The 22,101-nt window shown below is 39.1% G+C and carries 22 protein-coding genes and 1 pseudogene; all 23 read right to left on the bottom strand.

Annotated features, from left to right (window positions below; all coding sequences use genetic code 11):
• Positions 1–30: 30 nt before the first annotated feature.
• The 23 genes and pseudogenes from ATE34_RS00445 to ATE34_RS00330 all read right to left on the bottom strand — a co-directional run bounded on the left by ATE34_RS00445 (position 31) and on the right by ATE34_RS00330 (position 22,044).
• Positions 31–246, bottom strand: a complete 216-nt coding sequence (locus tag ATE34_RS00445; RefSeq protein WP_000241003.1) for a capsule biosynthesis transcriptional regulator — start codon at positions 244–246, stop codon at positions 31–33.
• Positions 247–352: 106 nt separating this feature from the next.
• Positions 353–1,249 carry an SPFH domain-containing protein gene (locus ATE34_RS00440; protein WP_061598046.1) on the bottom strand — a complete coding sequence of 299 codons (897 nt, stop codon included), beginning with the start codon at positions 1,247–1,249 and terminating at the stop codon, positions 353–355.
• An 82-nt stretch (positions 1,250–1,331) separates the two neighbouring features.
• Complete coding sequence (gene ilvA / locus ATE34_RS00435; RefSeq protein ID WP_061598047.1) at positions 1,332–2,582, bottom strand: threonine ammonia-lyase IlvA; 1,251 nt, start codon at positions 2,580–2,582, stop codon at positions 1,332–1,334.
• Between the two features lie 79 nt (positions 2,583–2,661).
• Positions 2,662–3,684: a ketol-acid reductoisomerase gene (gene ilvC / locus ATE34_RS00430; protein WP_000290683.1), complete on the bottom strand. Its 1,023-nt coding sequence runs from the start codon at positions 3,682–3,684 to the stop codon at positions 2,662–2,664.
• A 65-nt stretch (positions 3,685–3,749) separates the two neighbouring features.
• A complete protein-coding gene (ilvN, locus tag ATE34_RS00425) occupies positions 3,750–4,226 on the bottom strand; it encodes an acetolactate synthase small subunit (protein ID WP_001253806.1) in 477 nt (158 codons plus the stop codon).
• A complete protein-coding gene (locus tag ATE34_RS00420; protein WP_061598048.1) occupies positions 4,219–5,919 on the bottom strand; it encodes an acetolactate synthase large subunit in 1,701 nt (566 codons plus the stop codon). Before ATE34_RS00420 ends, ilvN begins: the two co-directional genes overlap by 8 nt.
• A 323-nt stretch (positions 5,920–6,242) precedes the next feature.
• Positions 6,243–8,324, bottom strand: coding sequence for an elongation factor G (fusA, locus tag ATE34_RS00415; RefSeq protein WP_000090342.1), 2,082 nt, complete (start codon positions 8,322–8,324; stop codon positions 6,243–6,245).
• Between the two features lie 279 nt (positions 8,325–8,603).
• Positions 8,604–9,074, bottom strand: coding sequence for a 30S ribosomal protein S7 (rpsG, locus tag ATE34_RS00410; protein WP_000087873.1), 471 nt, complete (start codon positions 9,072–9,074; stop codon positions 8,604–8,606).
• A 19-nt stretch (positions 9,075–9,093) separates the two neighbouring features.
• Complete coding sequence (gene rpsL, locus ATE34_RS00405) at positions 9,094–9,507, bottom strand: 30S ribosomal protein S12 (protein ID WP_001142332.1); 414 nt, start codon at positions 9,505–9,507, stop codon at positions 9,094–9,096.
• A 521-nt stretch (positions 9,508–10,028) separates the two neighbouring features.
• A pseudogene (locus ATE34_RS00395) lies at positions 10,029–11,366 on the bottom strand (ISLre2 family transposase).
• A gap of 109 nt (positions 11,367–11,475) precedes the next feature.
• Positions 11,476–11,805 (bottom strand): hypothetical protein, encoded by a 330-nt coding sequence (locus ATE34_RS00390; protein WP_000972579.1) that lies wholly within the window; start codon positions 11,803–11,805, stop codon positions 11,476–11,478.
• 28 nt (positions 11,806–11,833) lie between these two features.
• Entirely contained in the window at positions 11,834–12,565 is a 732-nt protein-coding gene (locus ATE34_RS00385) for a hypothetical protein (protein ID WP_084910588.1), read from the bottom strand.
• A gap of 25 nt (positions 12,566–12,590) precedes the next feature.
• The gene (locus ATE34_RS00380; protein WP_061865052.1) at positions 12,591–12,863 is read right to left on the bottom strand and encodes a hypothetical protein; all 273 of its coding nucleotides are present in this window, start codon (positions 12,861–12,863) and stop codon (positions 12,591–12,593) included.
• Complete coding sequence (locus ATE34_RS00375) at positions 12,860–13,678, bottom strand: ParA family protein (RefSeq protein WP_000701737.1); 819 nt, start codon at positions 13,676–13,678, stop codon at positions 12,860–12,862. The genes ATE34_RS00380 and ATE34_RS00375 overlap by 4 nt, the downstream gene beginning before the upstream one ends.
• A gap of 123 nt (positions 13,679–13,801) precedes the next feature.
• Complete coding sequence (locus ATE34_RS00370; protein WP_006154511.1) at positions 13,802–14,392, bottom strand: hypothetical protein; 591 nt, start codon at positions 14,390–14,392, stop codon at positions 13,802–13,804.
• Between the two features lie 14 nt (positions 14,393–14,406).
• Positions 14,407–15,747, bottom strand: coding sequence for a CHAP domain-containing protein (locus ATE34_RS00365; RefSeq protein ID WP_084910586.1), 1,341 nt, complete (start codon positions 15,745–15,747; stop codon positions 14,407–14,409).
• Positions 15,748–15,762: 15 nt separating this feature from the next.
• Positions 15,763–16,014 carry a hypothetical protein gene (locus tag ATE34_RS00360; protein WP_001107251.1) on the bottom strand — a complete coding sequence of 84 codons (252 nt, stop codon included), beginning with the start codon at positions 16,012–16,014 and terminating at the stop codon, positions 15,763–15,765.
• A 19-nt stretch (positions 16,015–16,033) separates the two neighbouring features.
• Positions 16,034–17,980: a virulence factor gene (locus ATE34_RS00355; protein WP_084910584.1), complete on the bottom strand. Its 1,947-nt coding sequence runs from the start codon at positions 17,978–17,980 to the stop codon at positions 16,034–16,036.
• Between the two features lie 10 nt (positions 17,981–17,990).
• On the bottom strand, positions 17,991–18,638 hold the full coding sequence (locus ATE34_RS00350; protein ID WP_084910582.1) for a hypothetical protein: 648 nt from the start codon (positions 18,636–18,638) through the stop codon (positions 17,991–17,993).
• Positions 18,638–18,946 (bottom strand): DUF5592 family protein, encoded by a 309-nt coding sequence (locus tag ATE34_RS00345; protein ID WP_084910580.1) that lies wholly within the window; start codon positions 18,944–18,946, stop codon positions 18,638–18,640. The genes ATE34_RS00350 and ATE34_RS00345 overlap by 1 nt, the downstream gene beginning before the upstream one ends.
• Positions 18,947–19,093: 147 nt before the next feature.
• Positions 19,094–19,375: a BRCT domain-containing protein gene (locus ATE34_RS00340; protein WP_009730726.1), complete on the bottom strand. Its 282-nt coding sequence runs from the start codon at positions 19,373–19,375 to the stop codon at positions 19,094–19,096.
• Positions 19,376–19,383: 8 nt separating this feature from the next.
• Positions 19,384–21,420 (bottom strand): pLS20_p028 family conjugation system transmembrane protein, encoded by a 2,037-nt coding sequence (locus tag ATE34_RS00335; protein ID WP_084910578.1) that lies wholly within the window; start codon positions 21,418–21,420, stop codon positions 19,384–19,386.
• A gap of 123 nt (positions 21,421–21,543) precedes the next feature.
• Entirely contained in the window at positions 21,544–22,044 is a 501-nt protein-coding gene (locus tag ATE34_RS00330) for a hypothetical protein (protein WP_084910576.1), read from the bottom strand.
• Positions 22,045–22,101 lie beyond the last annotated feature (57 nt).

Raw genomic sequence — 22,101 nt, 5'->3', positions numbered from 1 at the left:
TCGATTCAGAAATCTGCCTGTAACCACAGTTCAATCTTCAAATTTTTCATGATTTTTTTCATAGAAATCGATTAAACTAAGAGCTGTTTCAAATGAAATATTTTTAACTTTTGCGCGTCCTTGCGCTAGGGCAATGATAGACATTTCACGCGCATTCGTTTCTTTAGAGATACGGTAACCTGTGATCTTCTTATCACGAACCCAGCCAACAACTGCTTCTACCTTTTCAAAGTTTGACTTAACCATGTTCTTCTCCTGAATTATTCTTTACAATTCCTAATTGTATACGTTTTTATTTTATCTGTCAATAAAAAAACATATATTCGTCACAACTATATTATTCTGCATATTTTTATTTGGCTTTTAAAGCCGATAATATATGAGTTCTTATATCTTCAACTCCATTAGGATTTGCTGGTAGGAAGATTGTATTATTTCCTTCTTTTTCTGCAAAATTATTCAATGTGTCTAAATACTGGTTCGTTAATAGGATAGACATGATTTGTTCTTCAGTTAGCTCAACATTAGCTCCCTTTAACTCTTTGATAGAATCAGCCAGTCCGTCAACAATCGCTTTACGCTGTTCTGCAATCCCTACACCATGTAGGCGATCTTTTTCTGCTTCTGCTTCTGCCGCGGTCACGATCTTAATCTTATCTGCTTCAGCAAGTTCTTGCGCTGCAACTCTCTTACGTTGAGCTGCATTGATTTCATTCATTGATTGTTTTACTTCAGCATCAGGTTCAACTTTAGTAATCAGCGTTTTGACAATGATATACCCATACGTAGACATTTCTTCAGCCACTTGTTTTTGAACTTCTAAGGCGATTTCATCCTTCTTCTCAAACAACTCATCTAGGGTTAGCTTTGGTACAGATGAACGCAAAGCATCTTCAATATAGGATTTAATTTGGGCTTCTGGACGCATCAATTTATAATAGGCATCTGTGACATTGTTTTCATTTACTCGATACTGAGTCGCTACATTCATCGTCACAAATACATTATCTTGCGTCTTTGTCTCTACAACGATTTCACTCTGCAACAAACGTAGTTGTACTCTTGCTGCAATTCTATCAATCCCAAAGGGAGCCCGCAAATGAATACCACTATTGCTCAACTTTTGGTATTTACCAAAGCGTTCTATGATAGCGACAGATTGTTGTCGTACCACATATACAGAACTAATCGTAATCACTGATGCAATCACCACTAAAATCAATACAACAAATAAAATTCGTAAAACCATGGGAATCTCCCCCTTTCATCACCCTCATTATAACACCATCGTTATCATTACGCAAATAATATGATAATAATTTTATTTTAGTTTAAACTAACATGTTATACAATGTTTCGTTTCCATTCAAATTAATATAAGACGGGTCAAACTTTTCCATACGATGAATCAATCCAGCATAGTCATGCTTATTGGCAAGGGCTACCCCAATCAATACAGGGCCCGTCCCCTTGCTTGCTCGTTTGATGTATTCAAAACGAGTGATGTCATCATTTGGCCCCAAAATATCATTTACAAACTCTCGTAGAGCTCCTGGACGTTGTGGGAAATTCACTACAAAGTAATGCTTGATTCCATCGTAAATCAAGGCACGTTCTTCCATCTCTGGCATACGGTTGATATCGTTATTTCCTCCAGAAATGATGCAACAAATCGTCTTGCCTTTGATATAGTCTGATAAAACTTCCAAGGCTGCAACACTAGCAGCCCCGGCTGGTTCTGCTACTATTCCTTGTTTGGAGTAGAGATCAATCAAGGTTTCAGAAATCAAGCCCTCATCCACTCCAATCAGCGTTTCAACATTCTTACGAGTCGCTTCATAGGTCAACTGTCCAACCTTCTGTACAGCTATCCCATCAGCAAACTTATCAATTTCTTTGAGTTTAACTGGTCCCCCAGCCTCAAAGGCAGCTTTCATAGAGCGGGCTCCATTGGCTTCTACCCCAATCACTTCAATAGTCGGGTTGGTTTCCTTGATGTAAGTTGAAACACCGGCAATCAATCCACCACCGCCTACTGGTACAAGTACTGTATCAAAATCAATAGACTCTTTACGGGCTTCTTCAAGAATCTCATAAGCGACAGTCCCTTGACCAGCCTGAACATGCGCATCATCAAAAGGATCAATGAAGGTGCGGTTTTCAGAAACTGTAAATTCTTGTGCTGCCTTAGCAGAAGCATCAAAGGTATCCCCAACTAACTTAATTGTCACAAAATCACCACCAAAAAAGCGGACCTGTCCAATCTTTTGTTGCGGTGTTGTGATGGGCATAAAGATGGTTGCAGGAATTTTCATCTCATTACAAGTATAGGCGACACCTTGGGCGTGATTTCCTGCAGAGGCACAGACTACACCACGCTCACGTTCTTCTTTTGTTAATTGAGAAATGGCATAATAGGCTCCGCGAATCTTAAAGGAACGAACACGCTGGGCATTCTCCTTCTTCAAATAAATCTTAGCACCATACTTCTCCGATAAATAATGATCATAATCAAGTGGAGTATTGACTACTACACCACTCAATACTTTGTGGGCTTTCACCACGTCTTTTGCACTTAGCATTGTCTCCTCCTCAAATACTTTTTAAGATAAAAAGCGAGTTAGGTACCCCCAACTCGCCTTCTGTTTTTCTTCACAAGAATTAGTTGTAGATTTTGAATGCGTCATCGTCGTTTTTACCAACGAAAGGCATTGCTTTACGCAATTCAGCACCAACTTTTTCAATTTCAAGGTTAGCTGCTTGTTCACGGTAAGCAGTTAATTTTGGACGACCAGCTTTGTAGTCATTTACAAAGTCATTGGCAAATTTACCATTTTGAATGTCTGCCAAAACAGCTTTCATATTTTCTTTAACTTGCTCCGTAATCACGCGTGGACCTGATACATAGTCACCATATTCAGCAGTGTTTGAAATAGATTGACGCATTTTCTTGAATCCACCTTCATAGATCAAGTCAACGATCAATTTCATTTCATGAAGAACTTCAAAGTAAGCCAATTCTGGGGCATAGCCTGCTTCTGTCAAGACTTCAAAACCTGCTTCGATAAGGGCAGTCAAACCACCACAAAGTACGGCTTGTTCACCAAACAAATCTTCTTCAGTTTCTTCTTTGTAAGTTGTTTCAAGCAAACCAACACGAGCTGCTCCAACACCTTTACACCAGTCCATAGCAATGTTTTTCGCATTTCCTGTAGCATCTTGGTAAACTGCATAAAGAGCTGGAACACCAAATCCTTCTTCGTAAGTACGACGTACCAAGTGTCCTGGTCCCTTAGGAGCACACATGAAGACATCTACATCCGCAGGTACTTTGATAAATTCAAAGTGGATATTGAAACCATGAGCAAATCCAACTGCATTTCCAGCTTCCAAGTTTGGAGCAATTTCTGCCTCGTACAATTCTTGTTGGATTTCGTCTGGAGCCAAGATCATGATCACATCAGCCAATTTAGTCGCTTCTGCTACTGTGTATGTGTCAAAACCATCTTCTTTTGCTTTGTCAAAAGACTTACCAGGACGTACACCAATGATGACATCACGACCTGAGTCACGCAAGTTTTGCGCATGCGCATGTCCTTGTGAACCATAACCGATTACGGCGATTTTTTTGCCGTCAAGCGCTGCTACTTTTACATCTTTTTCGTATTCCATTTGTACTGCCATAGTTTTTCTCTCTTTTCTATTATTTATTGCCTTTTAGGCTGGTTTAACAAATTTAAGTTGGATTTTTAATCGCGGGTAAATCCAGTCGCACCCGTACGAGCGATATTTTTAATACCGTATGGTCGAATCACTCGCAATAAAGCCTCACTCTTTTCAGCATTCCCAGTCATCTGGATCGTAATCGAGCTTGGAGCCACATCCACCACCGTTGCACGGAAAGGTTGAATAATAGCCAAGATTTCTGCACGCTTTTCAGCAGGAGCAGATACCTTCACCAAGATAACTTCTCTTTCCAAGTGTGGCTTATCTGTAATATCCCGAATGCGAATCACATCGATCTGACGGTTGAGTTGCTTGATAATTTGTTCCACTTCATCATGTGAAGCTACATCAATAATGATAGTAATCCGTGATACATCAGGATTCTCCGTCGCACCAACTGAGATACTCTCTATATTGACCTGACGACGAGAAAGGACACCTGTAAAGCGATTGAGGACTCCTGAACGATTTTGTAGTTTTGCCGTTAACATTCTACGCATGGAACTTCACCCCCAACATCTCATGATTACTCTTACCAGCTGGTACCATTGGTAAAACCTGTTCCTTACGAGAAATATCCACCTCGATAAACATCGGCACATTCTCCAGAATAACTTCTAGATCCTTCTCTATCGTCTCTGGATTATCAAATTTATAGTTTTTGATGCCGTAGGCCTGTGCCATCAGCTGGAAGTCAGGAAGAGTGTCAAAGACTGACTCTGAAGTTCTACCCTCATAGAAGGACTCCTGCCACTGACGAACCATTCCTAGTGAGTGGTTATTCAGCATGACTACCTTAATCGGTACCTTGTAAATGTTCAAAATAGCTAGTTCCTGGTTGGTCATCTGGAAGCCACCATCACCGACAAAAAGGATAACTTCTTTGTCTGGGTTTGCAATTTTAGCACCGATTGCTGCAGGAACTCCGAAGCCCATGGTACCCAAACCACCTGAAGTGACTAACTGACGCTCATTTTGGTAAGGATAATACTGAGCTGTCCACATTTGGTGTTGACCTACGTCTGTGACAACAATGGCATCTCCATTCGTCAACTCACCGATGCGTTCAATAACGGCCTGAGGCTGAACCACACGTTCTTTCTTATCATAAGAACGAACTCGATTCTTGTCCTTGGTGACTTTTTCAATCCACTTTTCAGTATTGTTATGAACAGTTGGTTCTGCTAGTAGCATCTGCAAGGCTTTCTTAGCATCGCCCACCACTGGAATATCTGTACTGATAATCTTACCAATCTCGGCTGGATCAATGTCGATATGAGCAACCTTGGCATTTTTAGCAAAGGTCTTAGGATTTCCAGTCAAGCGGTCATCGAAACGACAACCAATACTAATCATAAAGTCGGCTTCCGTCATGGCAATATTAGCTGCGAAAGACCCGTGCATGCCTCCCATTCCAAGAAAGAGCGGATGACTCGTCGCAATCGTACCTTGCCCTAAAAGACTGGTCACGACTGGAATTTGGTAACGTTCAGCAAACTCATTGAGTTCTGTAGCTGCTTCTGCATAACTAACTCCACCACCTGCCAATAAAACAGGTTTCTTGGCTTTTGACAATTGCTTCAAGATTTTCTTGATTTGCATGTCATTTGGCTCTAGAGTCGGTTGATAACTTGGCAAATTCACTTCGGGTGAATAGATGAAATCTGTCTCTAAGGCAGATACGTCTTTTGGTAGGTCAATCACGACGGGCCCTGGACGACCTGTCGTTGCGATATGGACAGCTTCCGTAATGATGCGAGGAATATCTGCCGTCTCACGAACTTGGTAATTGTACTTAGTGATTGGCATGGTAATGCCCACGATGTCTGCCTCCTGAAAGGCATCCTTCCCAATCCCTGCACGCGCCACCTGACCTGTAAAGACCAAAAGGGGAACGCTATCACTCATGGCATCTGCAATCCCTGTAATGGCATTTGTAGCTCCCGGTCCACTTGTGACGACTGCGACACCCAACTTTCCAGTTGATTTGGCATAACCTTCAGCTTCGTGCAAACAACCTTGCTCATGACGACCCAAGATGTGGCGAATACCTTTAAAATTGTATATCGCATCATACAAAGGTAAGACTGCACCACCAGGATAACCAAAAATGGTATCAATCCCTAAGTCTCGAAGTGTTTCCAAAACCAGGTCCGACCCCGTCTTAGGAGATTCTAAACTGATTTTCTCCATTGTTCCCCTTTCTCTTCTCTTAAAAAAATAGCTTGTTACTATCATACCATTTTTTCAAATATTTTCAAGGCAAAAGTATCAATTTTCTGAATTTTCTATCTAAGAGTGTATTTATGAATGTTTTTCTAATTTTTATTAACTTTTCTACGGAATTAGGAACCTTTATTTACTTTAATTTATCAAATTAGAATATTTTCTTTCTGGATAAAATTAGTAACTCTCTCACTTAGCGACCAAATTTGTATACTATATTCAGCAAAAATGAATAGTTAAAGACAAAAAAAGGAAGCCACCAAGTGACTTCCTTCTATTGCGAAGACAGATTATTCTTCACCTTTGTTTTTCTTAATGATTTCTTCTTGTACTGACTTAGGTACATCTTCGTAGTGGTCAAATACCATCATGAATGTACCACGTCCTTGAGATGCAGAACGAAGAACTGTTGCGTAACCGAACATTTCAGCAAGTGGAACGTAAGCACGAACGATTTGGCTGTTACCGTGTGCTTCCATACCATCTACACGTCCACGACGAGCAGTTACGTGACCCATAACATCACCAAGGTTTTCTTCTGGAACAGTGATGGTTACAAGCATCATTGGTTCAAGGATAGCTGGTTGTGCAGTCTTAGCAGCTTCTTTAAGTGCAAGAGATGCAGCAATCTTGAAGGCAGTTTCAGATGAGTCTACATCGTGGTATGAACCATCGTAAAGTTTAGCTTTAACGTCAACAATTGGGTAACCTGCAAGGACACCGTTAGCCATTGCTTCTACAAGTCCTTTTTCAACCGCTGGGATAAATTCACGAGGAACCACACCACCGACGATTGCGTTTTCGAATTCGAATCCTTTACCTTCTTCGTTTGGAGTAAATTCAATCCATACATCACCAAATTGACCTTTACCACCAGACTGACGTTTGAAGAATCCACGTGCTTGAGTAGAAGCGCGGAATGTTTCACGGTAAGATACTTGAGGAGCACCTACGTTCGCTTCAACTTTGAACTCACGACGCATACGGTCAACAAGGACATCAAGGTGAAGCTCACCCATACCAGAGATAACTGTTTCACCAGTTTCAACGTTTGTTTCAACACGGAATGTTGGATCTTCTTCAGCCAATTTTTGAAGAGCGATACCCATCTTGTCTTGGTCTGCTTTAGATTTTGGCTCAACCATCAATTGGATAACTGGTTCTGGAACGTCGATTGATTCAAGGATGATTTTAGCTTTTTCATCAGTCAATGAGTCACCAGTTGTCGTATCTTTCAAACCAACGGCAGCAGCGATATCACCTGAGTAAACAGTGTCGATTTCTTTACGGCTGTTAGCGTGCATTTGAAGGATACGTCCGATACGTTCACGTTTACCTTTAGAAGTATTCAATACGTATGAACCTGATTGAAGAACACCTGAGTAAACACGGAAGAATGTCAAACGACCTACGAATGGGTCTGTCATGATCTTGAAGGCAAGAGCTGCAAATGGCTCTTCATCAGATGCTGGACGAGTTTCTTCTTCATCTGTATCTGGGTTAACACCTTTGATTGCTGGGATGTCAAGTGGGCTTGGAAGGTAGTCGATAACCGCATCAAGCATCAATTGAACACCTTTGTTTTTGAAGGCAGAACCACACAATACTGGGAAGAATTCAACATTGATAGTAGCTTTACGGATACCCGCTTTCAATTCTTCGTTAGTGATTTCTTCACCTTCGAGGTATTTCATCATCAAATCTTCATCAGTTTCAGCAACTGCTTCGATCAATTTTTCACGGTATTCTTGTGCTTGTTCAAGATATTCAGCTGGAATATCCTCTTCAAGGATATCTGTACCAAGGTCGTTTGTATAGATTTCAGCTTTCATCTTGATCAAGTCGATGATACCACGGAAATCATCTTCAGCACCGATTGGCAATTGGATTGGGTGTGCATTTGCTTGAAGACGGTCATGAAGTGTGCTTACTGAGTAAAGGAAGTCAGCACCGATTTTGTCCATCTTGTTGGCAAATACGATACGTGGAACTCCGTACTCAGTTGCTTGACGCCAAACTGTTTCAGTTTGAGGCTCAACACCTGATTGTGAGTCAAGAACGGTAACCGCACCGTCCAATACACGAAGAGAACGTTGTACTTCGATTGTGAAGTCCACGTGCCCTGGTGTGTCGATGATGTTTACGCGGTGGTTGTTCCATTGAGCTGTTGTCGCAGCAGATGTGATAGTGATACCACGTTCTTGCTCTTGCTCCATCCAGTCCATTTGTGACGCACCTTCGTGAGTTTCACCGATTTTGTGGATTTTACCAGTGTAGTAAAGAATACGCTCAGTAGTTGTTGTTTTACCGGCATCGACGTGAGCCATGATACCGATATTACGAGTTTTTTCAAGTGAAAATTCGCGTGCCATGAGGTTTGTTTCTCCTATTTATTTTTAATTTCTATTCTATTATAACACGATTTTAATAAAAACGGATAGGCAGGACCTACCCGTTCTCAATGTTTATCTTGTTTTTGTTGGTTTCAACTTGTAGACAAGTTGAATTGAACTCGGGCTAAAAGCTCAAGTTAGCTGATTTGAATCCGAGCGAGGCCCGGTGCAAAAAAGATAAACTGCTTTGTGTTCACGGAACACTGCATCAGTTTCCTATTTTTGCCTTGTGCCTTTGCCGCTCTTAGTATCATTTTATTACCAACGGAAGTGTGCGAATGCACGGTTAGCTTCAGCCATACGGTGAGTGTCTTCACGTTTCTTAACTGCTGCACCAGTGTTGTTCGCAGCATCCAAGATTTCTTTTGCAAGACGGTCTTGCATTGTGTGTTCACCACGAAGACGAGCGATTGTTACCAACCAACGAAGTCCAAGTGTTGTACGACGTTCTGGGCGAACTTCAACTGGGACTTGGTAGTTAGATCCACCAACACGACGTGCACGTACTTCAAGTACAGGCATGATGTTTTCCATTGCTGTTTCAAATACTTCAAGTGCATCGTTGCCAGTAGCTTCTTTGATTTGCTCAAAAGCACCGTAAACGATTGAAGCAGCTGTACCACGTTTACCATCAAGCATAACGCGGTTGATAAGACGAGTAACTAGTTGTGAATTGTAAAGCGGATCTGGCAATACGTCACGTTTTGGAGCTCTATTTTTACGACTCATTTCTCTTTATCCCCTTTCCTTATGCTTTTGGACGTTTAGTACCGTATTTAGAACGGCCTTGTTTACGATCGTTAACACCTGCAGTATCAAGTGCACCACGGACGATATGGTAACGTACCCCTGGAAGGTCTTTTACACGTCCACCACGAAGAAGCACCACGCTGTGCTCTTGCAAGTTGTGTCCGATACCTGGGATGTAGGCAGTAACTTCGATAAGGTTGCTCAAACGTACACGAGCGAATTTACGAAGGGCTGAGTTAGGTTTTTTAGGTGTCATTGTTCCAACACGAGTTGCAACACCACGTTTTTGTGGTGAAGAAACGTTTGTTTGAACTTTTTTATGACTGTTGTAACCAACGTTCAAAGCTGGTGATTTAGATTTTTCTACTTTTGATTTACGCGGTTTGCGAACCAATTGGTTAATTGTAGGCATCTACATTCTCCTGTGTTTTTTTATTTTTGGTGATGATACACTTGGTGACAGCTACCATCTGTGTGTACTTTTGCAACATTTGTCAGCACGTCCCTGTACACTTTTGAGAGACCAAAAGTAAAAAGTACCGCCTATTATTGTAACACAATTTTTCCTTCATTGTCAAGATATTTTTCATTTTTGTATGCGGTAGAATTTTTTAGAACGCCTAAATTCATACAATTTTTAGGAGAACATCACCGAGTTTTAAAAAAAGACTGAACAAATTTCTTGCTCAGTCTTGACATTGATACACTTATCAGGTATCATTAATTAAAGACTGAGTAAGAAGGACGAGTTCTTACTCGGTAAGGCGAGAAGTGTTAGCGCACTTTTCGTCTTTTTTTATTCGATTAATTTAAGTAAATTATAACACATTTTTACATACCGTGCAAGCATTTTATGTTTAATTGTAGCACAAAAAGACCTTCTTTTACAAAGGTTATTGTTATATAACTTTTTATATACTTTATTATGTACCTCTATTGTTTTCGGAAGTAGGATAATCTTTTACTATCAGGGTAACATTGATATCTAGATGTATTTTCTTTTTCCGTTTTACTCATTCTTTTTTTAATGGTATAAGCAGAAACTTCCTCTAAAGAAATAAATTTTTCATAATCCTCTCTCCAGTTCCCAAAGAATAATTCTCTCAAGGAATCCTCATAATTCAAAACAATAATTCGACTCATCGTTTCGGCTCCAGCAAGAGTCCAATACATTCCTCTTTTTTTCATTCTATAAGTGACCTTACGATGCTGACTCTCCATTATCCCGATTCCTGCATGACTGAATCCTCTCTGTTCGGCTGGTTTGGTATATTGGAAATTTCTCAATATTTTACTCTTGAACTTCTCAAACAACTCTTGTTCTTCTTCTGTATCGATATAACTTTCGGTCGTATCTAGGACAGTTCTCATTAACTGCTTATCATGTTGCTTAATCGCCTGGAAAGCTCTCTCTAATAGATCCTCAGAGTAAAATTTTAAATAATTCTTCAACTCCTTATTTACATGATACTCATCCCAGAAATGTTCGTGGCGTTTAATTCGCAAAACCTTCGCAATCTCTTTGAAAACATAGGGTGTATATCCATGACCTCCATCAGAGTTCGTAATCAATAAAGTCTGATTCGTAATTTCGTAATTATTGAACAAATAATCGATCACCTGCTCCCTCACTAAGCGGTTGTCAAGGCCAATAAATTCTTTTTTATCCTGGAGTTCAAATCGATTGCTGCCAACTTTCTGGCTTCCCGTATGGACTACAAAATGGGATAAATCATAATGTTTATTATCCTTTTGTGTGTCACGTGCTTTAACCATCACACCATCACCCTCAATATAAATAACCTGGGCTTTTCTTTTGCTAACTTCTTTATTCTCCTCATAATATCAATAGCCTTCTCTTTCCTCCAATAACTTCTCACAAATTTTTACGGCTTTTACTACAATTGGTTTTGTGATAGAGATGTGATAAGTCAATTGGATCACCTGAGTTACTTTATCATATGGCATTAAAGTAGATAATTTGGCCACCTGATACATAAATTCCCAGGAGAAGCGGACGTTCTTCTGAAGCCCTAACTTTTCATCTACTGGAATGACCCAATGATCTCCCTTTTTCCAACGTCTTCTTCTGAAAGTAAACTCTCCAAATGTAAAAGCGACGGTTCGCTCCATTGAATGAATACAGGTATAGCCCTTTGCTTTCATGACTGGAATCATCTCCTCATCATACCTAGAAACAAAGTTATAAAATTCTTTTGCATTTTGAAACAGCAATTTATTTTTTAGTTCTCTCTCATCAAAGAAAGCCATTCAGAATCCTCCCTTATTAAAATTACGCTTATTTTAATAAATTTTGACCTGAATGTTCAAATAATCCTTTGTTCTGACAAAAAAAGAGCCTATCTTTTCAGATAAACTCTTACTTATCATACCAGGGTTTCTCTTTCTTACTAAAATAGGATTTGCTCATTTCAATAGTAGCTATCCCCATAGGAATCAAAATAATACTCCATAAAACCGTCACAATTCCATCTGCAATAAAGGAAAAACCACCTGTAAAGTGAAGTCCCAAATACAGTAATAATACAACTGGAAGGAAAGCTGGAGCGAATTTTAAAACGGCCAACCCTAAAACAATTATAAACACCATACTAAGTCCAAATGTTTTATAGAACACATAGATTGCTATAGCTCCGATAAAAATAAAGAACAGTTGAACAAGTCTTTTAATATCAATGAAAATCATCATAGATTCCTCCTACTTCATCAGTAATATTTTAAAATTTATTGTCTCCTCGTGTCTGGATACCAAATAATTTTTGATAAGACACTCTATCCCAATCATGTTCTAAGTAGAAAAAACCTACAAGCGAGTACAATTTTGAAATACTTTTTCGAGATAATCCTTTCTTTTTCCAAAAACGATTATTCCTCCAGCTTTTTATAAAACTACTCTTTGATTTCAACTTTTCAATTTCTCCCAAAAGGGAATTGTTAGCCATCTTATAAAATGGGGCGTAAGATCCATATTTGGATTTGAATAGTTTGTTATACTCATATAATTCATATAATCTAAACCAACTTTCGTGAAGTGATTTAAAAATATACTCTTCGTCTGACAACAAAGAACAGACTTGTAAAGCAATATCTTCAGGAATATTAAGAACATCCTCCAAATTTGGAATGAAACTAATTTGAGATGTCTTATAAAAAAATCTCAAATTATCAGAATAAATATAATGAACGAGGTCGTACAGATTCACTTCAATAATCACTTCAAGAGTATTGAAATCTTTTGGTAAATCATTAACAGGAATACTATAAGTAATATTCCCAGTTGTCTGATAGTGTTTCTTTGCAAACTCTAAATCACACTTTATACGCTCTTGGATGAAATCATTTTCTCGCTTTCTCTTCATTGACTCTTTTTCCCAAAAAATCCGCTCCTGTTCTTCGTTATATTGTGATTGTCTTTTCCAACTAGAATACGGCATCCCTGTAAAAACCATGCTACATTTCCTTTCTTATGGAACGCTATTTTTTCTTTCGCTCCATCTTTTCCCATTCTCTTATAATCAGATTCTCAATATAAGATGAAGCTGATTTTTCACCGTGATACTCTACTAAAGAATCTAACATATCATATCGAACATTATGATGTAGAGAAAAAGGAAAACGTTGCTTTTTGTTATAGCTTTCAGGAGACTTTCTAGCCTCCTGGTTTTGTTTCCTAGATGAAGAAGTCTTTTCTCTCTTTGGTGTACTTTGGAATGTTTGTTTTACTTGTGCGAATCGATTCTCTGTCATGCTACCTCTCCTTCTAACACACTCAAAATATTTTCATATACGTAGTTTATATTATCATAAAACTTTTGATGTGTCTCTTGTTGGTTAGCTGTCATCTCTTCATGCTGCTCAAAGACACTCTGACTGATCACAAGACTCTTGGCCATGAGCTCTTTCTCCTGGATAGATCCCAGGTAAGCCTGATCTTCTTCAACAACTTCTAAAAATTGTTTACAGGTGTCTGTTACATTGTTTCCAACGTACTTAATCTTATTTCCAATAAGATAAGGTTCTGCTTTAACATAGCTTTTCTTAGTAATAACTTCGATAGCTTCGCTCTTAATGAAATCTACAAAATTTTTCAAAGATAACCAGGCACGAAAACCATTAAGAGAGGCATCAGAAACAGCCAAGACAATATCTGATACAGCTATAAAATTTGCTGTAACTAAACTCTCATCATTGTGCGTATCAATTAGAATGACATCAAATTGCGCTTCTAACTCTTCGTAATGTTCGCTAAACCACATAAACAACTGGAGATATTTGTTGTTTCGACTAGCAAGATCTAACTGCTCATCTGTCAAACGCTCATCACCACAAATCAAACTAAGATTTTCTGATATTGGAACAATTTCATACTCTCCAGTCGTAAATATATCATAGACAGTTTTCTCACATTTTACATCAAATGTTCTTGTCAAATTACATTCCCAAGCTCCATCAATGAGTAGTGTTCTAAGTCCCTTAACACGTGCCAACCAATCCCCTTCATTAAAGGTATCTGTAGTCTTTCCACCGCCACCTTTTCCTAAGTTTGTAGTCTGAATCTTCATGATTCCCTCCTTGGATAATTGTATATTTTGTTATATAACTTTTTATATACTTAATTATACCTAAAACAATTTTATTTGTCAATATAAAAGCACAAAAAGTTATATAACTTTTTGTGCAACTTGTTATCCGTATGTACCACCTATATTTCCGCCAACATAGGCTTTTAGCTGGATTTGTTGAACCGTAGTATTGAAATTTCCAACGAAATAGCTGTTCTCTTCTCCGTTTTTAGTTAGAACAACTAAAAATTGAATCACGTCATCTGATTCAGTTGGCATCACTTCCAATTGTTTAGGTTGAAAATCATACTGATTCGTCAGAAGAGCCATCGCAAAGGTTTGAACCATCGCATTCTGTGTCATAGATAAATGATTCTCGATTGTTCCCTTGACATTTGGCAGAAAATTCGTCTTTTTTATATCTGCTACTGCTTCTTCAAAGGCTTTTAACACTTCTTTTTTGTCTTCTGAGCTTGCCTCTACATAGGGGCGTTCTAGTTTTAGCTTAGCTGTGCGATAATTCTTCTCGTCTGCTGTTTCCTCTTTGGAAGACGGCTCGTTTTGAGTGGTTCCTGAAGAACTCACCTGGGCAGCTTCTTCTATTTTAGTTTGTTGAGATGGCCTGAAACTCGATACAATCCCTATTCCTGCCAAAATCAATAGAATACCTACTACAATCGATACAACCATATTCTCTTTTATCCAATCAATCATCTTATATCCTCCTTTTAATTTGAACTTAATTTAGCTTCTCTGTCATCTGGATAAGCAAAAGAGATTACCTGTTCTTGTTGTTGTGATTTAGTCCAAATACGATAATTCCATGTATATGGGGTTTTGAACTGATCCCAACCACTCAGAGGTGTATTTTGTTCTACAAATAAGATAGAGCCATTCTCGAAAACATGACATACAATTCCAGTATGACCATATCCTCCGCCTCCTACCTGTGAAGAAAAAATAGCGCCTCTTTTGGGTGTAGTCTTAACTGAATTTCCAAATATTGCAGCCCAAGCTGCTGCCTGATCTTTCCCATCTCCCTGTACTGAGCCAGAATGGCCCCATAAGTGATTTCCCATGCTAATTGTAAGATTCACACATTGTCCAGCATACTCGTCACTTCCAGGATTATACCATCCTGTAGACTTGGCATAATCCATGCCTAAGCTCTTAGGATCAATAATGAATGGTTTCAAGCTATCTGGTAAGTCTTCTGGTTTATACCCCCATGCAGTCGCATCTGAAGGGACAGTTCCCGTTCCATCGGTGCTGCTACCTGACTCACCACATCCACTTTTTTCAGCTGAAGAAGACACCGCACTATCCGAAGAACTGACATCTTGTGTACTGGATCCTTCATATGGCTTCTCACCATGAGCAGCAATAGCTTCCTTATCAAGCCACTGATACTTCGTACCTAGTTTTTGGTACATATCAGTTAGTTTGCTCTTATAAGTGCCATCTGTGGCCCATCCACCATCTGCTATAGCGGATAGGCTAGCAATACCATTTGTATTGTTTATAGCCCCTTTATAGAGTGTCTGGTGAGCCATAAACTCAGCTTTCCCTACGATCCCTGCATCGTAGCTAGAGAACCAAGTATAAGCTCCTCCTGTACCGTCTCCGACATTCGCTCCAGGCTTTGTCCCACTTAAATCAACACTATCTTCACCATACGTCGCAAGAGTAACTGGAAAATTACTTTTACTAGAGGTTTTAACACCTCCCATATTGTGAGCTTTCCAGAAGGAAGTACCATTAGGATTCGTAAAATTGAACCCATTCTCTATCATCGTTTGAGTGATAGAAGCTGAAGGTAGGAAACCTCCTGCCTTCCAAGACAGGATATAGGCTTCCTTGTGCTTTTTTACAAAGTCATCGATGGAACCATCAGCTGAAGAAACTGTGGAGTCGCCAGTTGAAGATGTTGTTTCTACAGCACCACAATCATTTCTTCCATTATTGGTTACAGCTCCCATTATCCCAACTAACATGGTTATCCCAACATTGATAATTAATAGGAGAGCCACAAAAGGAATGAGGATCTTCAGTTTAAATATTTTTTTCATGGATACCTCGCTTATTTACCATAATCCTAATATTGTTCGCAAAATTCCATAAAAAACTAAAAATACAATAAATCCTATTCCAATCTTCTTGAGACCGTTCAAAAACTCCTTATCTCGTTCTTTTTGTGCTTCCAGGCGTTTTGGATCAGATTCTCCCTCTGAAGCGAAATAATCTCTTTCTTGTTGCATGCGATATTTACGAATCAATACGTATTGATCAAATCTCTGCTTAGTCCTGGCAATCATTCCTAGTTTGTTTTTGGCCATTCTGGTTTACCTTCCTTTCTTACTCAATACCGCCATAGCGCTCAACTTCAGGGGCTAACAGCTGTTGGTTAAAGACCAGATTTCCTACCCCTGCAATATTCATGAATAACTGTCCTTTCGCCAGACGAGGCAAAGTCTCTAGTTCAGACTGGTTCATTGATCCAGATAAGGCGTTAGCTAGTAGAGGAACACTGGTTTCGTCCGTCTGAGCAAAAACTCTATATTGCATCAGACCAAAAATCCTCTGGACTGCCGTTACGTACGGATCCTTATGAGTGCCAATCCCTGTCTCAAACAGAATCCCTCGTAGTGAATTAACAGACAATACAACACCAGCAAAGTTTTCGCCCATTGTATCAATCATATCAGCCAGAAGGTTGACACTACTTTCATGCTTAGGGTCAATGAGTGTCTGTGCCCCACTAATATTGACAATATAGTGCTGCATATCCATCTCCGTTAAGTCAGGACGTCTCTTCAGTAATTGCTTACAGCGTTTTCCGTTATTGACAATATCAGCTGAGACAAGTGAAAGAACAGAGAATATCTGAACATTTAACAAATGAGGGGCGTTCTTCAACCCTGAGAAGTCAAATGTTACAACTTGCTCTGAAGAAATATCTTGAAATTCGGTTGTTCCCTCGAAAATTTCTGCGTTTGTTGTCAATAGTTCGTTAAACGTATTGTAAATACGCTTAACAGCCTTGTGTTCGGCTTTATCCGCACTAGTTTGTTCCAGTCGACGTTTGTAGGCATCAACAAACAAAATAAAATCAGACAGAATAGGATACTCTTCCTTCACAATATCCGTCGCTTTCAGTTTTTCTGGATTCAATGAAGGATTTCGAGCCCACAATTCTTCTTCAATATAGAACTCATTCAAGAGGGTTCCAAATGTGATTAAATCGTCTCCTGTCACTTCATTATTCAGAAGTTTATAGATACTCTTCAGTTTTTCGATATGAAGGTTGTAAGATTTTTTCTTATCGATTTCAGTTCCTGCTTCATTGGTCACTGTTGGAAATACCTGGAAGATATTGATACGGTTAGCCTCACCTGATAAATCAAGAATCAATCCATGTTGTTTTCGTGTCTGATCAAGAAACTGGCCAGTAGCATCAAAGTTACGAATATAATGCCCCTTCGCATAGAGACCGTCTGTGTGTTTCATAAGAAAAGATCGCTGTCCCATCTTTGGATTTCCAGATAGGATCATAAAGGAGCGTGTTCTTTTCTCGTCACGTTCTAGAAAATTGAAATTTACCGCTCCATTTGTTGGAGTCCAACCCAGATAAAAACCCTTCTCATCTTCTAGTTTCGTATGATTAAAGAAATATCCACCAGCTATTGAGTGAGCTGGAGTCGGTATTCCTCTTCGATGATTGGGCAAATCAATCTGATATTCGGCTGGAATAAATGGAGCATGGTATTCAAAATCTAATTCTCCAGACAGAATAGTGGATTTGAATTTCGACGTTTTGTCTTTGACCTCTTCAACCTTCTTGAATAATTCTTCTTTGATTGATGCAAACACAAAGACACGAATATACATCCCATACATAGCTATATTCCGCTTATCAATTTCACGGCTTAGTTTATTAAGATTATCAATCTCATCTAGTTCTTTCCGATTATTGGTTAGTTTGCTATTGTTTGTAATCCGTGTTGACTTCTCTTCAATAGAGTCCTCAATCTCTTTTTGAAGCTGTCTATTATCCTCCTTGTACAGTGACAGGAAGGAACGTGTTCCAGGAAGCAACAACAATTCAGAAAGCCAAAAACGATCCATTCCTTCAGTTGGATACTCATAATAGTGTAAGACCGTATGGCATCCATCTCCACTTATCCAGAAACGATCATCCTTTTTAAAATCAATATTTCCTTGCGGTTGAATCTGGCTAAGGAAAGCAAGGTCATATCCTTCATTCTTTAATTGTCTTTGTCTACGTTTTGATAAATCAGGCATGCTATCTCTCCTACACTTTCTCATTCATATTGTTGTATTGCTTTATAATCTGAATTTTCTTCCTGTAGCTGATATCTTGTGGAACAAAATCATTATTTCCATAGGTTTTAGCCTTCCGAACCAATTCGTCCAATTCGGTTGTTGTAGGCGCAAATAGCCACAGAATGAACTCTGTATTATAGACTTCTTGTCGGATGCTTTCTTCAACCTTAATTTGGCTTTGAAGCCAAATTTCACGATCCTTGAGTTGTAAAAAACGTCTATCGTTTACTGATAACTTAGACATATCTTGTCGCACTAAATCCAAATGATGGCGCAAGTCAGAAATTTGCGTATCTGTATTTGTTGGCAAAGTGGTCGTCTCCACTTGGATATTCGGTCCAAATCTAGTCAACCAGGTTTCAAAATTTTCAATGGTTCTCATAACTTCGTTATAAGACATCGATCCTAAATCTTTACCTGGTATCTCCATCAGCTGCAAGTAGCCATAATCAACTAACTGGATATAAGCCTGGCTGTTTGGAATAATTGATTTTACATCTAACAACTCAACGCAAGAATGCAAATCAAAATATTCCTGCGTTTGTTTCTTCGTTTCTTGAATACGTCCCAGCGGACGTTTCTCATTTTTGGGGGATTTAGTTTGTTTAATCGCCATTATGGTTTTCTCCTTCTGATATAGTTCAAGCTGATATAACGTTTTCTTCTTCGTCTGAAGAAAAGAAACATGCTGTGCCAATTCTTTTTGCCACCGTTAGCTGGTAACACCAGATATAAACTCATAACTGGTGTCAACAAAATGAATGCGAACATCTGTATCCACTGGCTTTTAGGAAAGATCTTTAGGCCAACGCTCAAAGCGATTACTCCAGTAATTCCTACAAAAACAATATCTAGGATAAGAAGGCCTATAATCTTGATTTTGGCATAGATATCTCTAGGTACACCGTATTTTTCACTGTACATTAGTTTCTCCTTTACATTTGTTTTGACACTCACATTATAATGAATAATCGAAAATATCTTTTAAAGGGACAATAGCATTTTTGCCATTGTCTTTCAGGAAAGAATTGTATAAAAAGTTATATACTTTTTTGAACAATAAAAGAAGCCTCAATCTTGAGACTTCTTAACTAGATCAAAGAATGATTCTTCAGAAAGGAAAGTGATGAATTGACCGTCTGATATTCGTCTAAGCGCTTCATCATGCTTTTTAGACCTTTTATCTAGATCAAAAAGATTCAACTGCTTGTGTCCTAAAACCAATATATCTGTCCTTGAAGATATATAGTTTTGAACGACAGCTCCTTTACTTTCTAAAAAGCGTATGGCTTCTTCTCGAGTTAGAGGACGTAGACTTCCTGTGATAACAATGTTCTTTCCTGTTAAATCCATAGTTCAGCCTATTCTTCTTCGTCCTCACTCTCAGCACCTGTGATATGACGACCTCCCTGCATACGCTGTCCTGCTTGTTGCATTTGTTGGTTCATGTAATTCATTTGATTCATGCTCTTTTGAAATTTTTGTTGAGAAGAATCAGGCTGTGCTGGTGGTTGTGATTCTGAAACTGGTGCATCTGCAGGTGGATTTGGATCTTGAATTGGGGACTCCACTCCTTCAGCTGAAGAAGTTGGATCGACAATAGGTGCTTCGGTTGTTCCTGGATCAACTGGAGGCTCAGGAATGTCAATTGGTCCAGGCTGATCAATTCCAGGAACAGCATTATTTTTCAGAGCGTTGTAGGTCGCATTTTGAGCAGAGACAGCCTTATCATCCAGCTTATCTAAAGCGCTACCAACTGCCCCTTTCGTATTTTGCATGGCTTCAAAAGCTTTCCATTCTGCCAAATCAACCATATTGCTTACACCACCTTTGGCCGCATTCATCAAGCCCTGGTCTTTTACAGAGTTCAAAGCACCTTGAATACCTCCTCCAGTTCTGGCTAGGCTATTTCCTAGAATCTGACTTCCTTTAGACAAGGCATCTGGAGCTTTTTTAGCCATATCCATACCAAATTGACCAAGTGCCATACTGCCATTAAAGAGACCGCCTGCTCCAGCCGCAAAGGCATTCCCCATCATCATAGCACCCAGCAGTTGTTGAGCTGTTTCACTATGACCTGTTGAGACTCCAAGCCAGCGCTCGATCATGGCTACTCCTTGCATGGCTGCAAAGAATACTCCAACATAGACAAAGGCAGCTGCGAGACACTGTTCCCACATATTGAGTCCATCAAAGAATCCGCCAGAAAGCTTAGATACAGCTGAAACAGAAAGGATTGGTAAATCTCTGAAAATCTCAAGCGTTACACGCATAATGATGACTTCAAAGAAGATTCCTGCTAAAGCACCGCCAATCGTTCTTAGCAGCTCCTTATATTTCTTTGAGTTTGATAGAGAGCTATAACCAAGAATTGGAGAAATCATTGCTTCAATCAGAATATCAAAGATTGATTTAACGAGCTTAATGATCATGCTAACCAAAAGAACAATCAGGATAATATACTGGAGGAACATCCCTATCCAGTTGACTTTATAGCGCATGTAAACTGATTCAAAAGCACTCAATTGATTAATGACTCGGTGTTCTGTAATGCTTTCAACTCCAGTATTATTGGAATTCAACTTATGGAGGAACAAGCCTTTAATCCCTGGTATTTTATCATGTTTCTCTATATCCTGTATCATTTTTGGATTCGTTGTACCATAGTTTGCCCCAAAATCAATCTTGGTCGCAAAATCAGTCGTGTCCCGCTGTTCAGGACTATCCGTGATATTATTGACAGGGGTAGATCCCTCTTGAACAGGCTTGATAAAGCCATAATCATCCATTGGAAACAACTCCGTAGAAAAATCCTTGTAGATCAAGACTTTTAAGTCTACCACATTATTTTTCATGGGTTGAAGAGCCAGGGAGGAAGTCGGTTGACTGCCAGATGGCGCTTCACTGGAGACTGTCTGGATAGACATGGCATCCTGTGCTACTGCTGTTGATATAGTGGTCAAAGCTAGTGGCAATACGGCAGTTACAGCCGTTACCAAAAGGAAATTCGTGATGACTCCTTTGTATTTGACTGGCTTTGTAAAAACTCCTGCGACGGCCGACACGACCAAAATCAGGGTGAACAAGGACGTCCCCAATAGCTGAAACCAGTAAAAGAACTGGCCTATAATCGTCTTCTGGTCGCCTAGATAACCGAAGAGACCAAAGAGCTTGAACATATTATTAAAAACATGTTCTAGGCTGGAAGTGATTTGATAAAGAGCCTTGGCAATCCCTCCTGGTAAATAGGTGAGAAATGCCATAAATGCAGGAGTCGGTTCTAAATAGTTATTCCAATAGGAATAAAACTCTGCCAGCTTTTTTGCATTCTCGCCTGTAATCTCACCATCAAGATTCTTGATCTCATTCACCAAATCTGAAAAGGTTTGATAGTGCACTAAAGATACCTTCTTTCTTTTTAAGATACCCCTATCATATTCGATAATGGCAAAATCGTTTTTAAAGGGACAATGAAATTCTGACAACAAAAAAAAGCCTCAAGTAATTGAGACTTTTGTAAGTTAATCTGCGGTTCCGTTGAAATCATAGAAAGCATTGTCTTCTTTATAGCCACGGCGGAGTTCAATGATTCGGATTTTTTTACCACCCTCGGTCAAGACGACTTGATAATAAGAGCGAGCTTCTTCAGGTTTATCTATATCTTTATAGTCAACAGCGATTGTAAAGTTATCCTTTCCTTTCAGCTGACTCTCTAGACTAACTAGAGTGCCTCTGAAATCAGCTGGGATTCTCTTCACTTGTTCTTCTGAAAGAACACTATAATTGATGCTTTCACCGTCGTTATTTGAGATGGTTCGTTTTTCTTTATCAAACTTTAAGGTAGTTCCTACTCCACCCTTAAAATCACTACTCTCATAACCATGTTCTGGTGAAAAGCCCGTATAGCTATCTTTTAACACATTTTTAGAGAGACTTTCAGGTGATTTTTGACCACATGCCCCTAGTAAAATCAAGGCTAACCCTACTAAAACAATTCTTAAAAAGTGCTTTGCTTTCATCATTTTTTCTCCTAATCATTATTTACCTCATTATAACAAACATCATTTTTTCTTGCAAGT

This window comes from Streptococcus oralis subsp. tigurinus (assembly GCF_002093545.1).
In the GTDB taxonomy this organism is placed as follows: domain Bacteria; phylum Bacillota; class Bacilli; order Lactobacillales; family Streptococcaceae; genus Streptococcus; species Streptococcus oralis_C.
The sequence above is the reverse complement of the archived record's forward strand: the minus strand, read 5'-3'. Positions and strand labels throughout refer to the sequence as shown.

Coding starts and splice junctions, on each gene's coding strand:
- ATE34_RS00445 (WP_000241003.1), bottom strand. CDS start 246: ATGGTTAAGTCAAACTTTGAAAAGGTAGAAGCAGTTGTTGGCTGGGTT.
- ATE34_RS00440 (WP_061598046.1), bottom strand. CDS start 1,249: ATGGTTTTACGAATTTTATTTGTTGTATTGATTTTAGTGGTGATTGCA.
- ilvA (WP_061598047.1), bottom strand. CDS start 2,582: ATGCTAAGTGCAAAAGACGTGGTGAAAGCCCACAAAGTATTGAGTGGT.
- ilvC (WP_000290683.1), bottom strand. CDS start 3,684: ATGGCAGTACAAATGGAATACGAAAAAGATGTAAAAGTAGCAGCGCTT.
- ilvN (WP_001253806.1), bottom strand. CDS start 4,226: ATGCGTAGAATGTTAACGGCAAAACTACAAAATCGTTCAGGAGTCCTC.
- ATE34_RS00420 (WP_061598048.1), bottom strand. CDS start 5,919: ATGGAGAAAATCAGTTTAGAATCTCCTAAGACGGGGTCGGACCTGGTT.
- fusA (WP_000090342.1), bottom strand. CDS start 8,324: ATGGCACGCGAATTTTCACTTGAAAAAACTCGTAATATCGGTATCATG.
- rpsG (WP_000087873.1), bottom strand. CDS start 9,074: ATGAGTCGTAAAAATAGAGCTCCAAAACGTGACGTATTGCCAGATCCG.
- rpsL (WP_001142332.1), bottom strand. CDS start 9,507: ATGCCTACAATTAACCAATTGGTTCGCAAACCGCGTAAATCAAAAGTA.
- ATE34_RS00390 (WP_000972579.1), bottom strand. CDS start 11,805: ATGATGATTTTCATTGATATTAAAAGACTTGTTCAACTGTTCTTTATT.
- ATE34_RS00385 (WP_084910588.1), bottom strand. CDS start 12,565: ATGGTTTTTACAGGGATGCCGTATTCTAGTTGGAAAAGACAATCACAA.
- ATE34_RS00380 (WP_061865052.1), bottom strand. CDS start 12,863: ATGACAGAGAATCGATTCGCACAAGTAAAACAAACATTCCAAAGTACA.
- ATE34_RS00375 (WP_000701737.1), bottom strand. CDS start 13,678: ATGAAGATTCAGACTACAAACTTAGGAAAAGGTGGCGGTGGAAAGACT.
- ATE34_RS00370 (WP_006154511.1), bottom strand. CDS start 14,392: ATGATTGATTGGATAAAAGAGAATATGGTTGTATCGATTGTAGTAGGT.
- ATE34_RS00365 (WP_084910586.1), bottom strand. CDS start 15,747: ATGAAAAAAATATTTAAACTGAAGATCCTCATTCCTTTTGTGGCTCTC.
- ATE34_RS00360 (WP_001107251.1), bottom strand. CDS start 16,014: ATGGCCAAAAACAAACTAGGAATGATTGCCAGGACTAAGCAGAGATTT.
- ATE34_RS00355 (WP_084910584.1), bottom strand. CDS start 17,980: ATGCCTGATTTATCAAAACGTAGACAAAGACAATTAAAGAATGAAGGA.
- ATE34_RS00350 (WP_084910582.1), bottom strand. CDS start 18,638: ATGGCGATTAAACAAACTAAATCCCCCAAAAATGAGAAACGTCCGCTG.
- ATE34_RS00345 (WP_084910580.1), bottom strand. CDS start 18,946: ATGTACAGTGAAAAATACGGTGTACCTAGAGATATCTATGCCAAAATC.
- ATE34_RS00340 (WP_009730726.1), bottom strand. CDS start 19,375: ATGGATTTAACAGGAAAGAACATTGTTATCACAGGAAGTCTACGTCCT.
- ATE34_RS00330 (WP_084910576.1), bottom strand. CDS start 22,044: ATGATGAAAGCAAAGCACTTTTTAAGAATTGTTTTAGTAGGGTTAGCC.